11 protein-coding genes are annotated in these 13,726 nt (G+C 38.4%); 6 read left to right on the top strand and 5 right to left on the bottom strand.

Features of this window, described 5'->3' with window-relative positions:
* Position 1: 1 nt before the first annotated feature.
* Entirely contained in the window at positions 2-448 is a 447-nt protein-coding gene (locus tag KME09_03860; GenBank protein MBW4533050.1) for a DNA-binding response regulator, read from the bottom strand.
* A 419-nt stretch (positions 449-867) separates the two neighbouring features.
* On the opposite strand from KME09_03860, the gene KME09_03865 reads away from it, so the two are divergent.
* Positions 868-2,265 (top strand): Rieske 2Fe-2S domain-containing protein, encoded by a 1,398-nt coding sequence (locus KME09_03865; protein MBW4533051.1) that lies wholly within the window; start codon positions 868-870, stop codon positions 2,263-2,265.
* Positions 2,266-2,314: 49 nt separating this feature from the next.
* Here KME09_03865 and KME09_03870 read toward each other — a convergent pair whose 3' ends face one another.
* Entirely contained in the window at positions 2,315-3,307 is a 993-nt protein-coding gene (locus KME09_03870; GenBank protein ID MBW4533052.1) for a DnaJ domain-containing protein, read from the bottom strand.
* A 294-nt stretch (positions 3,308-3,601) separates the two neighbouring features.
* A complete protein-coding gene (locus tag KME09_03875; GenBank protein ID MBW4533053.1) occupies positions 3,602-4,891 on the bottom strand; it encodes a glucose-1-phosphate adenylyltransferase in 1,290 nt (429 codons plus the stop codon).
* Between the two features lie 201 nt (positions 4,892-5,092).
* Between KME09_03875 and KME09_03880 the strand changes: the two genes are divergently transcribed.
* Positions 5,093-5,533 (top strand): SufE family protein, encoded by a 441-nt coding sequence (locus tag KME09_03880; protein ID MBW4533054.1) that lies wholly within the window; start codon positions 5,093-5,095, stop codon positions 5,531-5,533.
* Positions 5,534-5,576: 43 nt separating this feature from the next.
* Here the strand turns inward: KME09_03880 and KME09_03885 are convergent, their stop codons facing one another.
* Both KME09_03885 and KME09_03890 read right to left on the bottom strand, forming a co-directional pair.
* Positions 5,577-6,095 carry a transcriptional repressor gene (locus tag KME09_03885; protein MBW4533055.1) on the bottom strand — a complete coding sequence of 173 codons (519 nt, stop codon included), beginning with the start codon at positions 6,093-6,095 and terminating at the stop codon, positions 5,577-5,579.
* A gap of 95 nt (positions 6,096-6,190) precedes the next feature.
* On the bottom strand, positions 6,191-7,492 hold the full coding sequence (locus KME09_03890) for a sugar ABC transporter substrate-binding protein (protein ID MBW4533056.1): 1,302 nt from the start codon (positions 7,490-7,492) through the stop codon (positions 6,191-6,193).
* 382 nt (positions 7,493-7,874) lie between these two features.
* Between KME09_03890 and pilM the strand changes: the two genes are divergently transcribed.
* From pilM to KME09_03910, 4 genes are all read left to right on the top strand, one after another.
* Entirely contained in the window at positions 7,875-8,978 is a 1,104-nt protein-coding gene (gene pilM / locus KME09_03895) for a type IV pilus assembly protein PilM (GenBank protein ID MBW4533057.1), read from the top strand.
* Positions 8,979-9,067: 89 nt separating this feature from the next.
* The gene (locus tag KME09_03900) at positions 9,068-9,889 is read left to right on the top strand and encodes a PilN domain-containing protein (GenBank protein ID MBW4533058.1); all 822 of its coding nucleotides are present in this window, start codon (positions 9,068-9,070) and stop codon (positions 9,887-9,889) included.
* Complete coding sequence (locus KME09_03905) at positions 9,886-10,671, top strand: type II and III secretion system protein (protein ID MBW4533059.1); 786 nt, start codon at positions 9,886-9,888, stop codon at positions 10,669-10,671. Before KME09_03900 ends, KME09_03905 begins: the two co-directional genes overlap by 4 nt.
* A gap of 77 nt (positions 10,672-10,748) precedes the next feature.
* Positions 10,749-13,277: a type II and III secretion system protein gene (locus KME09_03910; GenBank protein ID MBW4533060.1), complete on the top strand. Its 2,529-nt coding sequence runs from the start codon at positions 10,749-10,751 to the stop codon at positions 13,275-13,277.
* Positions 13,278-13,726: the final 449 nt, after the last annotated feature.

A 13,726-nucleotide genomic window follows, 5' to 3' on the forward strand; every position in this document is an offset into this window, starting at 1 on the left:
CCTAGCTTCGCAGCAACGGAAGACATTTATGCAGCTTTTGATCCAAATAAAGAGACTGAGGATAGCTGAGGGCTAGATCGATCGCCTCTAAAACTATCTCGGCATCACTTTCTTTAGTACAAAAAGAATTTACGCCCATCGAATACAATAGCTCAATTACTTCAGGATGCCGATAGTCACTCCAATGAATCACACTGCTATCAGGAGCGATCGCCTTGAACAAAGCTAAGTTATCAGTATCTGATTCTGATTCAATATCAAAGAATAAAAGATCGATTTTCATCTCTCCATACATTAAGGAGAAAACCTGCTCGGAATTATCCAGCAAAATTAAATTAAGATTGGGTCTTTGAGTTTTAATCAGTTGGTATAGCTGCTTCCCCTGTTGTCGATTGGGTTCAACGATGACTACATTTAACAGTTTTGCAGAAAATATATGATCGAGCATAAACCTTAAAAAGTTTTTTCAGTATATTCATTTAGATATTATTACCTAGAATAATACGTATTTTTTGCTTTTGAGGTATTTTTAAGCTCAATTAATCTAAAGTTAATCAAAACACTTTGATTATTAAAGTTTGGCTAAAGTTAATATTTAATGCTTAAGGTGAGTTATCTTCGTTCTAATTTACCAGCTCTTAGCTTTTAGCTTCTTAGCTTTGGAAAACTTATTACATTTGAATGCGTGTTACTAATGGCCCAACATTAGAGCAATTTTGGGGTGCGCCTCAAGATCATCAAGAGATTCCTTGGCAAATTCAATCTAAGGAAAAACTAGTAAAATCTGCTGAATAACATTTGGTCAGCAGTTATCCAAAATCTTGTGTCACAATTATTTACAAAACAAATAATTAAAGATTTCTGGGTATGACCACAACTTCAAATAGTTCAAGTACAGCAATATTACCTGGGGGTAGTGACTCCACTGTTTTTGATCCGCAAGAAGCCTGGTATCCTATCTACTTTGTTGATGATTTAGCTCGGCGTAAACTAACTCGATTTACTTTACTCAATACAGATTTAGTTATCTGGTGGGATAAATCCGCTGAGACTTGGCAGGTATTTGAGGATAAATGTCCTCATCGTCTGGCATCTTTGAGTGAGGGCAGAGTTAACGAAGACGGTTTCTTAGAATGTCCCTATCATGGCTGGGCATTTTCGGGTAATGGTGACTGCGAAGTAATTCCCCAACAGCAACCAGAAGGAATGGCTCATACTTCTGCTAGAGCTTGTGTTAGATCTTATCCCACGGCGATCGCCCAAGGACTATTATTTGTTTATCCTGGTATTAAGGAAAACGCTGCTATAACTCCTGTACCGATTATTGAACCGATGGAAGAAGATCCTGATGCTTGGGTTTGCATGAATATCTTCCGTGATCTTCCTTATGATGCTCATACTCTACTCGAAAACGTTATTGATGCCAGCCACATTCCCTATACTCACCATAAGACTGTGGGAAATCGCTCCAATGTTGCACCTGTGGAATTAGAGGTCACCGAGTCGAGTAAACAAGGATTCAAAGGTATCTGGCAAGAAGGCCCTCGCAAGGGTCAATTAGGGACGCAATACACAACTTTTACCGCTCCCTGCTTAATCTGGCACGATTTGACCTCCAAGCAGTTTGGACGCACTCTAACAGTGGTCTATGCTACGCCGATTAGTAAAGGAAAATGTCGCTTATTTGCTCGTTTCCCCTTTAAGTTTGCATCTCCTTTGCCTCGCTTTTTGATTAAGCTTGCTCCAACTTGGTATTCTCACCTCAATCAAAATGGCGTATTGGAAGACGATCAGATTTTTCTGCATCATCAAGAACGCTACCTTGAGGCTTTGGGTGGTAGTGATAACTATAGCAAAGCGTTTTACTTGCCCACCAAAGCAGATTTATATGTATCCGAGTTACGCCAGTGGGTCAATCTTTACAATGCCGATCCTTTTCCCCATCAAGATCTACCCCCCGCATTATCAAAAGAACTACTACTAGATCGCTATCATTCCCATACCAAAAACTGTCGTAGCTGTAGTCAGGCTTTGGGGGTGATTAAACAAATTAAACAAATTGCGATCGCCATTCCTATTTTAACCTGGGCAATTATTCCTTTACTGTCGATATTTATCACCTTACCTAGTAATTTAATCGCAGTAGGCTTATCTGGCACATTGCTAGTGTTTAGCTTAATTTGGTGGCAACTCAACAAAATCGAATCGAAATTCTATTTGGGCAAAGAAACTCCACCCCGTAACTTACCAGGCAAAAAAAAATAAATTTGGCTAACTGATTACTAATTACTACTCATTGTTCATTGTTCATTGTTCAAAGGCTTATTCTCTCTAGGTTACTACGAGGATTTTCCAGACGTAAATCGCGAATTTTTTCGTAATATTCTCTTTCTTGAGCATTAATCTTTTGTGGAGTTTCCACGACAATTTTGACTAATTGGTCTGTTCTGTTTCCTTGAGGAGAAATCCAGCCTTTGTCCCGCAAACGCAATACTTGACCTGAATTTATACCCGCAGGAATTTTCATGCTTACCATCCCATCAGGAGTAGGAACATTAATTGATGAACCTAAAACTGCTTCATCAGGAGTGATAGGTACTTCACAAAGTAAATCATCGCCCTCAAAACTAAAAAAAGCATGAGGATTTAATTTGATTTTGAGATATAAATCGCTTGATACTCCAGAAATACTAGGTTTTCCTTTCCCTGCTACACGAATCTGAGAATTAGGTTTCACTCCCGCAGGAATACGTATCTCCACTATTTCTTGTTCTAAGTTAAGCTTTTTGGTTATACCTCTAAAAGCTTCAGCATAAGTTAAATTGATGCTAGTTTCATCATCAACAAAACTAGATGTTTCAGCCTGACTAAAACCTGAAAAATTACTACCTTGAGATGAGTTTGCTGATGAAGTACTGCTACTACTCGGAGTAGAAAAACGGCCTAAAAGTTCATTGATAAATTCATCAAAATTACCATATTGGCTAAAATCAGTACTGTTGAAATCAACTTTAGAGTTAGTACTACTGTGATTATTAGTACTTCGAGCAGTAGTGTGTTCTGTGCTTACATCTTTTTGCCAATATTGTCCAAAGTGATGGTATTTTGTGCGCTTGTCTTCATCAGACAACACGTCATAGGCTTCACTAATTTCTTTGAATTTCGCCTCAGCAACTTTATTTCCCTGATTGCGATCGGGATGATACTTTAAAGCTAGTTGACGAAACTTCTTTTTAATCTCGCTAATATTCGCTGTTTTTCTAACTCCTAAAGTAGCGTAGTAATCTTTAAATTCGGCAGAAGACATTAAAAATTTTCCTAAAAAGTTTAGCTAATTTTAATCCGATTAATCATAAAAATGAAAGGAACAGAAGATTATTTTAGCAATCTTCTTTAAAGTTTCACTCCAAAATTTGCTTAAGCAATTAATCTGTAGTCTTTGCTCAAATACTAATAATTAGTTACAGATGGTCAAAGTAAAAGGGCTAGTAAATTGAACTAGCCCCCAGAGAATATTTAATTTTAATCTTAGGTTAAGTGATCTTAAGCTAGTGTTTGGTAAATTAACCTTGATAATGTCAGCTAATAGATAATAAACGGTTTAGATCAAGGTGTTATCTTGAATCAAGGCATTTTTCAAAATAACTACAATGCCACTACGAATATAAAATCCTGCATCTTCTCTTTGAGCTTCTTCCACTCGCTCCTTGTTAAGAATTTGGACATTACGACCAATACGAGCATTTTTATCCACAATAGCATGACGAATTGTACATCCTTCACCAATACCAACAGGAACAGCTGCGTTATGCAGCCCAGACTGCCTTTCCGCAAAAGGTTCGTAAAAATCTGCTCCCATAATTAAACTATCTTCTATGGTACAGTTTTCTTCAATTCGAGTCCTGACACCAATTACAGAATGATTGATGCGACAATCTTTTAAGATACAGCCCTCTCCAATCATCGATTCACTTACTTGACAATTAAGCAGTTTTGTAGGTGGCAAATAGCGCGATCGCGTATAAATTGGCGCTTTTTCGTCATAGAAGCTAAAGTCTGGCAATGGCTGCTTCGTCAGGGCTAAATTTGCTTGATAAAATGATTCAATCGTACCAATGTCTTCCCAGTAACCCTTGAATAAGTAAGCCTGAAGATTATGATCTTTGGCTGCACCAGGAATAATTTCGTTGCCAAAATCAGTCTGGTCAAAGTTCTTTTCTAATAGATTGATTAAAACATCCTTTTTGAACACATAGATGCCCATAGAAGCTATGTAAGGGCTTTGTCTAGCTTGTTCAGGAGTTAAACCTAATACAGTCGTGTCTACCTGCATTTGCTTCAATTCTTCGCCTTTTGGCTTTTCCGCAAAGTCGATAATTCTGCCTCGATCATCAATTTTCATTAGACCAAAACTGGAAGCTCTCTTGTCGTCAATTGGGACTACAGACAAAGTAATATCTGCCTTGCTTTCGCGATGATGCTCGATAAACTTGCTGTAATCCATACGATAGAGGTGATCGCCAGAAAGGATGATGACCTCATCAACATCCCAAGCCTTGATGGAGTCAATATATTGACGAACCGCATCAGCCGTTCCCTGAAACCAACCAGAGTTATCTTTGGTTTGCTGTGCTGACAGTACCTCTACGAACCCTTCTCTAAAGCCAGAAAAATTGTAACTGCGATTTAGATGACGATTGAGAGAAGCAGAATTAAACTGAGTCAGAACGTATATTTTGAGAATCTCAGAATTAATACAGTTACTGACGGGAATATCGATTAAACGATATTTACCGGCTAAGGGGACTGCTGGTTTGGCTCTTAGCTTAGTGAGGGGATACAAACGAGTACCTGCACCGCCTCCTAGAATGATACCTAATACTCTTTTCACTTCTTAAAAACCTCGTGAATGGCTGTGCCTCTCAAAATAAAGTTTATCCGAATGAGGGACAGATTCAGCAAAATTAGAAGGAAAAGAATTACTTTTGCTAAAGTATTAAGTGAATGTAATATAAGCGATGCTTTACGCCTAGCTTGGAGATAGCTTAATTTTCCAGAAAAATCGTTATTTTAAAACCACTTTTATTACTCAATGTCATCAACCGAAACCTCTCTTCCACCGAAGTTAGCAAAGATCGTTGAGCGTTTTCAACGCCGTTCTGACTCTAAACAAAAATATAAGCAGTTGCTGTGGTATGGGCAAAAATTACCAGCTATGTCCGAAGCTGACAAAACTGAAGCCAATAAAGTCAAGGGTTGTGTTTCTCAGGTATATATTACTGCTACTTTAGAAGATGGTAAAGTTCAGTACCAAGGAGATGCTGACGCTCAGTTAGTTAAAGGATTGGTTGCTTTTTTGATTGAAGGCTTAAACGATCTACCACCAGCAGAAATTGCCCAGATTGAACCTAGTTTCATCGAAGATACTGGCTTGAAAGTTAGTCTCACACCTTCCCGTGCCAATGGCTTCTTTAATATTTTTCAAATGATGAAGCAAAAGGCTTTAAACTTTAACTTAGATCAAGCTAAATAAATTAGGTAGATAGCAAAGGCAACTGTGCTTATTTGTAATACTGTTATCTTTTCTTTTTCGTCGCTTGTTCCGAGATGATGCGAGTACAGCACCAGTCAGTGGGTAAAGCTGATGGCCAACCCATGCGAATTGCTTCAGGGCAAATAGTCATTACTGTGAGTTGACAATCAATTAGCTGAAAGCCTTCTTTTTTGCACTGCTTTAAACTGTGTTTGAGAATTGTATCATCTCTAAATTCGATTGTATTATTGCATTGAATACAAACTACGTGATGATGATGGTGGGGATAGGGTTGATTTAGTTCGTAGTGCTTATGTCCTTCGGCCAGTTCTAGTTCACGCAGAATACCCATCCGTGCCATTAGTTTTACGCTACGGTAGATAGTAGATAGACTAATAGATTCTCGGCGCTGCTCTAGTAAATCGTATAGTTCTTCTGCGCTGAGGTGATCACCTTTAGGTAAGTTTTGGAAGACGTGCAGAATTTTTTCTCTTTGGGGTGTCATGCGCCAACCCCTAGAGTTAAGTTCGGCTTTTAAAGAAGATGCCGTGTAGTGAGCCATACCAGTCTTTTATCAATTGTTTGCTGCTTATTGACAATAATAAGATTTTTAAGCAGCCTTTGCAATAAAGTTTAGTTATATATACATACTATAGATCAATTATCTTTGAGACTATTCCATTCTTCAGCAGCATCTTGAACTGCTTGCTCGACGCTTTTCTCTTTTAACATAGCAGCTTGTAGGTTTTCATAGATTGTTTTTTGCAAAATATGTATATTCTTGGTAACAGGAATGAGAATTTCGGCATTCTCTAGCTGACTGGCGCTAACTTTTTTGGCTTGTTCTTTTAAGCTCTTGGGTTGCTGTTCTATATTTTTGATATATTGCTCTACTGCTTCAGTGGTAGAAGGAAGAACATTCGACTCTTGAGCAAAAGCTAGTTGATTTTTGGTATTAGTGACAAACAAAGCATACTTAAGTGCCTCAGCAGATTTATCACTATCACGGGGAATAACTAGATTCATGACTGCAACACTCTTTTTCTCATTTTCACCAGTGATTTGTGGTGCAACAGCAGAAACTTGAGCTACAGTCGGCGCATTGTTGTTAATGCTGTCAATAAACTCAGCACCAGAGGATAGCAGGGCAATTTCTCCCGCTTGATATAGCTCAACTCCTCGACGATGCCCTTGAGTTAAGACATCTGGAGGAAGCAGCTGTTGTTGATATAAATCGACCCAATATTGAAAAGCAGCTTTACCTTCAGGAGTATTAAAAGCCGCCTTACCCGACTCATCGATTAAATTTACGCCCATCTTGACCAAAGATTCTAAAACATCTGCTGAATCATTAGGAACAAAGGAGATGAAAAAGGCATACTTCCCTGTTTGAGCTTTAATTTTTTGAGCTGCTTGAGCTAACTCGGCATATGTTTGAGGTGCTTGAGTCAGATTTGCTGCGGTTAAAAGTTCTTGATTATAAATAGTGATCGTAGTTGTGAGATACCAGGGAAGACCAAAGGTTTGCTGATTACACTTACTTTCTTGGCACACTTCAATCGTGCTAGCCTGCCAGATTTTAGGTAGGTAGGTAGCTTTTACTTCAGGAGTGACACTAGACTCAAGATCCAACCAAGCATTGCGCGTCGCTAACTGGGAAGCAAATTTAGGATTGAGATTAACAACATCTGGTGCTGTTTTAGCCGAGATTGAGGTTAAGATTTTGTTTTCCATCGCTGACCAAGAAACATCAATCCAGCGCAACTTAACTGTTTTATTTTGCTCTTCAAAAGTTTGATTGATGCCTGCGAAATATTGATCGAAGGTGGGTTTAAGCTGCATTGTCCAAAATTCTAGCTGGTTAGAGTTAGCTTTTTTTTGCGGATTACAGCCAGAGAGTCCACCTAAAATCATTCCTAGCAAGAGACACAGACTTAACTTTGTACTTAACTTCGTCATTGAGGTGATTTTTTGCATAACTTAGCCAATTAATAAACAATCAAACAAAAGATATTACCAATGAATGTAAATGGCAATATCCATCCGTAATTTTAACTACTCTTTAAATAGTGAATTTACTTTTTTCGGTACTACCACTTATCAAGATAACTCTTAGTAGCAGCTACAATATCCGATGTGACTAAGATCACCGTTAAATTGATTAATATCGATCAATTTATGATTAATAATTTGCTTAACTATTTTATTAAAGATTTTTAAGCTATTAACCCAATTAAAAATATCTAGTATTTATTCGGCATGATACAAAACTGAATCTAAAAAATAGATTGTTATCGCTAATGTGGAGTACAAATTTTGAAATACTACTTGGTGAAAGAGTATGCTGAAAAATCTAACTAATATATTTGCCAAAAAAGGCGATCGCGTCGGCATTGAAATTAATGCTCACAAGATAAATATTGCGCAAATAGCTAAACAAGGACAGCAATATAAGCTGATTAAACATGTGTCAGCAGATATTCCTGAAGGTATATATGAAGATAGCAAAATTGTGGATTCTTTGGCTTTGTCAGAGCTAATTAAAGATACTCTTAAAACTAATAAAATTAGTGCCAAAAAAGTCACTAGTGCCGTACCAATGCGGGAGGCTATTATTCGAGTTATTCCTGTTCCCGCAGAATTAGACGAAGCTGAACTAAAAGATATGGTTTTGGTTCATGAAGCAGGAATGTATCTTCCTTATCCTAGAGAAGAAGTTGATTTAGACTACGCCAAACTAGGATATTTTATGGATGAAGATGGTATTGAAAAAGTCAATGTCTTATTAGTAGCAACTAAAAAAGAAGTTACAGATCTTTATACGGAAATTTTTGCGCAAGCAGATCTGGAAATTAATATTTTAGAAGTTAATAGCTTTGCTTTAATTAGAACCCTGAGAGAACAATTACGTCAGTTTGGTTCTAAAGAAGCCGTGGTTTTAGTCGATTTAGAATTCGACAATACCGAAATTGCGATCGTGGTGGAAGGAGTGCCTCAGTTTTCCCGTACTGTGCCAATTGGTACTCATCAAATGCTGTCTGCTTTATCTGAAGCCATGAATTTACCAGCTACTGGGGATTCGGTAATGCTTCATGATTTAAACTTACTAGATGGAATTGAAGACTCAGGGGAAATAGATGCGTCGCAAATGGAATCTGGACAAACAGCACTATTAAAAATTTTAGGAGAATTAACTGAAGAGTTGAGTCGTTCAATTAATTTTTATATTAATCAAAGTGAAGACTTAGAAATTGCCCAATTATTATTAGCAGGGCCAGGAGCTGGGATTAGTCAGGTTGATGATTTTTTCACCCAAAAACTTAATTTGCCCACGGCAAAAATAGACCCTGTAGCTGCTTTAGGTTTAGATACTAGTCAAGAAATAGCTCCTAAATATCGTCCAGGTTTAGGAATTGTATTAGGGCTAGGAATGAGAGAGCAATAAATCAAGCCTGATGTTGCATTTATTAGTACATCAGGGAACTGTAATATAGCCAATAAATATATTAGTTATTTCCCAATTCGTATGGTTTTATGTATAACTTAGATATTAATTTTCTGCGAGAGAGAAATCCCAATCAATCTATCGATCTCAGTCGTGATTTTGCTCAAAAGAAAGAACCCACTTTAGCTGATAAAATTCCGTTAGCTTTGGGGGCATTTGTCTTTATTTTAACTCCTGCAATTACTTTTATGTACTTGAAAAATGTGCAGGCAAGTACAGTAACTGTACAGTCAGAAATTAAGCAAATTGAGAGTGAAATTGCTGATTTAGGTAATCAAAACAAAAAAATTGAGGCTGCTAATGCAGAACTAGCAAAAGTCCAAAAAGAAACCGCTGCTTTGGTTGGCGTATTTGAAAAAATTAAGCCTTGGGCAGCAATTATGCAGGAAGTAAGCGATCGCACTCCCCCAGGAGTCTTGGTTGAATCCATGCAACAAACTGGTACGACTGCAACAGCTGCACCTGCACCTGCACCAACGGATAAGGATGCCCCCGCTGCTCAAGCTGCACCAACTGCTTCAGATCTGGGTATTAATTTGGCTGGAGTGGCTCGTTCCTATGAAGATGTTAATGATTTTGTCTTATTTCTTCAGCGATCGCCATTTTTTAATCGTCAACAAGTTCGCATTAATGATGCCAGTTTGACTGCTTTTCCTGTGGAAGTTGAAAACAAAGATAACTTGCCCCAAAATGCCACATTGGAAATTCCTGAAGGCATTAAATTTACCATCTCCGCCCAACTAAACAACGCCCCTGCTTCTCAACTCAAAGAAGAAATTGAGAAAAAAGGCTCAATTGGTTTAGCTACGAGATTAAACACCTTAGAACGTAAAGGAGCGACTTTTAAATGACCTTTGCTGATGATTTTGCCACGGAAGAACAATCACTGGAGGGAGACTATCCTACTGCCTTCGGGATTACTTTTACACCTGTAATTATGGGTGTAGCGATCGCCGTTGCGGGGATTACTTTAGCCATATATGGTTTTGTTAAATATGTCCAGCCTGCTCAAAAAACATATAAAGAGGCTTTGACTCAAAAAGAAACCTTACAAGCACAATTAAACAGTATTAAAACTGGAGATTTGCAGTTAAAACTGGCTCAAGTGGAGTCCGATCTAGCAGCAGAAAAAGTACTTAAGTCTCGTGTTTTGGCAATGTTTACTAGTGAAAATGATCTCGAAACATTACTGATAGATTTAAACGGTTTTATCGCCACAAATCAGGGTAATTTAACTCAGTTTCAACCTGAAGCTGAGGTGATCACTGTGAGTGATGCGAGCCTGGGTGCAGAAATTCAAGGAAAACTCAAAAAGAAAAGCATTGCGATGACTTTTGAAGGAACATTTAATGAAACTAAAAAGATTCTTCAAGATTTAGAACGTTTACAACCATTACTAATGGTACAGACGATTAATTCGACGGTGAAAGACAAGCCTACAGCTATTTTAACTGGTGGCAATAGCTCAATCGTGCCACAGAAAGAGGCTGTGTTAACAACTCAGATCAAGCTGGATGCTATTTTGCCCATGAGTCAAGGAGAACTCGAACAAGCGCAAAAGACAGATGAGCAAGCAATGTTAAATGAACAAACAGATCAGCGTAAGGGTAGACGTGAACGTAAAAGTGAGTAGGGGCGAACGGCCGTTCGCCCCTACTAGCAAAATATTATTTACTTTATTTACTAACTGTATAGGTTGAGGATTAAACAGTGAAAAATTATTGTGATCGCCTTGGTTTTTTGACCGCACTAACGGTTATGTTAACCGCAGCTCCTTCGATGGCTGCCGAGAATAAAATTACCGATCTAAAAATTGCTAAAAGTAACAATCAACTGGAATTGAAACTATCAGCAACTAATCAGGCTGATGCTTCTTTTTATACTCTCCGTGGTGATAATACGATTGAAGCTAATATACTTAATACTAGTTTAGATTTACCAGAAGGAAATTCTTTCAAAGAAGATAATCCGATGGCTGGGATTAAAGCTCTAGAAATTAATCAGATTGACAACGAACATACCCAAATTCTAATTTCTACTGAAGCGAATACCCCAGTAAAATCCTTGTTCAAACAAGAGGGAGATGATTTAATTCTCACTCTCAATCAAGTAACAAAAGCTGATACTTTGAAACAAGAAATCAAAGAGTTTGGTCAAAAAACTGTGACTAATCTCAAGCAAACTTATAAGTCAGCATTGGGTCAGACAAAAGACAAAGATAACGAAAAAATAGACGAAGATTCTAACAAAGGTGACACAGATTCAGATATCTTAATTCCTAATCCTGAAGTCGTAATTCAAGACAATCGCGTTAATGAAGTCAAAGAAAAGGTTTTCACCGCTCAAAATAGCGAAACCGAATTAAACGATTCTACCGCTCCAGCAACTTTACCCCGTGCTGCTGCTCCTCCTGTGGGGGATATGGCGGTTTCTAACATCAATACCATGCCTGATATGGTAGATCTTGGTTCTAGCGCTTTAGTTTCTAACTTGGTATTGCGCGATGCCCCTGTTAGAGAAGTCTTATCTATGCTCGCTAAGACTGCCAATTTAAGCCTGGTATACGCGGGTGGAGATAACGCTGGCGATCAAGCCAATCAAGACAATGGCGGTGAAGAAACTGGCCCAACCATCTCCCTAGATTTAGACAATCAACCTGTGCAGGAAGTATTCAACTCCGTATTGCTTATTTCAGGTTTAGACGCTAACCGCCGAGGAAATATCATCTACGTTGGTGAACAATTACCTGCTCAAGCGCGTAATTTGGTTAGCCGTACTATTCGCTTAAATCAAGTCACAGCAGAAAACGCAGCTTTGTATCTAGCGAGTCAAGGTGCCAAAGGTAAGAGGCTCACTAACGAAGTTGAAGAAATTATTGACCCTGAAACTGGTAAAGTTGTCCAGAGAAAAGAAACCAACCCAGAATTAAGCGATTTAGATGGTGGCAGCGAAGATGAAACTGGCACTCAAGCACTCATGCTTACAGGATTACAGGTTTCCACCGATGGTAGATTGAACTCAATTACTTTGGTAGGCGAACCACGTAAAGTGGAAGTAGCAACTTCGTTTTTGACTCAACTAGATGCTCGTCGCCGTCAGGTATCAGTTAATGTCAAGGTTCTGGATGTCAACTTGCTTAATCAAGATATTTTTAACAGTAGCTTTTCCTTTGGCGTAAATGATAGCTTTTTCAGCCAAGATAAAGGTTCGGCATCTTTAAGATTTGGGGAATCAGCTCCTCCTACGAATGCTGAGTTAAATAGTCCTGGTGGAAGAATTTCTAATCCGCCTATTATTAACAATCCGTTTGCTAGTGCCAACACATTTCTAGATATAGACGGTGCTGGAGTAACTATTGGAGGGACTACTCCAGGCACAGTAACCATCGATGCTTCTGGAAATGTTACGAGAAACTCCGAAAAAGGTGCAATAACATTTTTTAATCGAATTGCAGGTGTTTCTGGAGATCCTTTTACAACAGGAATCACAGATGTAACTTTGGCAACAGATGATACAATTACCATCAATAGTGATGGAACAAGAGATACTGTCGCTGGAACAAATGGTACAGCTACTTCTGGATTACCAAGTCTCTTTCAGTATCCTGATAAATTCTTAGCTTTACTAGAGGCAAAAGTTACTAGTGGGAATGCCAAAATCTTGACTGATCCAACTTTGATGGTTCAAGAAGGGCAACAAGGTACGGTTAAACTAATACAAAAAATTGTAGAAAGCGTCAAAACGGAAATTGATGGAGATTCAGGAGCAAGAACTATCACACCACAAATAGGAGAAGCTGGACTTTCATTAACTGTAAATGTAGAAAGAATTGATGACAACGGCTTTATATCCATGTCTGTTAGCCCCAAGGTTAGTTCGGTTGGCGCTACCCAAAACTTTGATAGTGGCGGTGGAGCAGAGAATATACTCAACCTATTGAGTGAACGGGAAGTTAGTTCTGGTTTAGTACGTTTACGAGATGGTCAAACCTTAATTTTATCAGGGATTATTCAAGACCAAGAGAGAACTACTATTTCTAAAGTACCTATCTTGGGAGATATTCCTTTACTTGGTTCTTTGTTCAGAAGTACCGATAAGACCAACGAAAGGGCAGAAGTAATAGTTTTGTTAACTCCTGAAATTGTGGAAGAGGATGCGGGGTTGGCAAGTAACTTTAAGCCTAGTAAGGAAAGCCGTGAAATGCTTCAGAAACAAGGTGTTGGAGCGCTTGGTAAGTAGAGTATTTTACTGGTTTTTAGGCTGGTTTTGGCGAGGCGAAAGTGGAAAAATTGTTGAAATCTAGATAAATTAATGCTTTCAACGATCCATATTTGCCAAGTAGAGCTTAGAATAAGGCAGTCACGGATTAATCTGGCTATGGTCAGTGACCGATACCGTGACTGTAACTAAAGAAAAGTCTATAAAATGTTGTGGGGTTTTTGAACTCTGATGCTATAAATTAGGCTGGTCACAAATTATTTTCGTCATTAATGGCGGAAATCCCTGTGAACCTTGGTTAATCCATTTTCTAAATCTAAAGAGAACGTCTGAAAAGTACCAGATCCCCCTAAATCCCCCTTAATAAGGGGGACTTTAAGACTTATTCCCCCCTTAATAAGGAGGACTTTAAGACTTATTCCCCCCTTGATAAGGAGGACTTTAAGACTTATTCCCCCCTTAAATAAGGG

The sequence above is a fragment of the Pleurocapsa minor HA4230-MV1 genome (assembly GCA_019359095.1).
Taxonomy (GTDB): Bacteria; Cyanobacteriota; Cyanobacteriia; order Cyanobacteriales; family Xenococcaceae; genus Waterburya; species Waterburya minor.

What these genes read in the sequence shown, in the direction of transcription:
- KME09_03860 (MBW4533050.1), bottom strand. Translation starts at nt 448, where the DNA reads ATGCTCGATCATATATTTTCTGCAAAACTGTTAAATGTAGTCATCGTT.
- KME09_03865 (MBW4533051.1), top strand. Translation starts at nt 868, where the DNA reads ATGACCACAACTTCAAATAGTTCAAGTACAGCAATATTACCTGGGGGT.
- KME09_03870 (MBW4533052.1), bottom strand. Translation starts at nt 3,307, where the DNA reads ATGTCTTCTGCCGAATTTAAAGATTACTACGCTACTTTAGGAGTTAGA.
- KME09_03880 (MBW4533054.1), top strand. Translation starts at nt 5,093, where the DNA reads ATGTCATCAACCGAAACCTCTCTTCCACCGAAGTTAGCAAAGATCGTT.
- KME09_03885 (MBW4533055.1), bottom strand. Translation starts at nt 6,095, where the DNA reads ATGGCTCACTACACGGCATCTTCTTTAAAAGCCGAACTTAACTCTAGG.
- KME09_03890 (MBW4533056.1), bottom strand. Translation starts at nt 7,492, where the DNA reads ATGACGAAGTTAAGTACAAAGTTAAGTCTGTGTCTCTTGCTAGGAATG.
- pilM (MBW4533057.1), top strand. Translation starts at nt 7,875, where the DNA reads ATGCTGAAAAATCTAACTAATATATTTGCCAAAAAAGGCGATCGCGTC.
- KME09_03900 (MBW4533058.1), top strand. Translation starts at nt 9,068, where the DNA reads ATGTATAACTTAGATATTAATTTTCTGCGAGAGAGAAATCCCAATCAA.
- KME09_03905 (MBW4533059.1), top strand. Translation starts at nt 9,886, where the DNA reads ATGACCTTTGCTGATGATTTTGCCACGGAAGAACAATCACTGGAGGGA.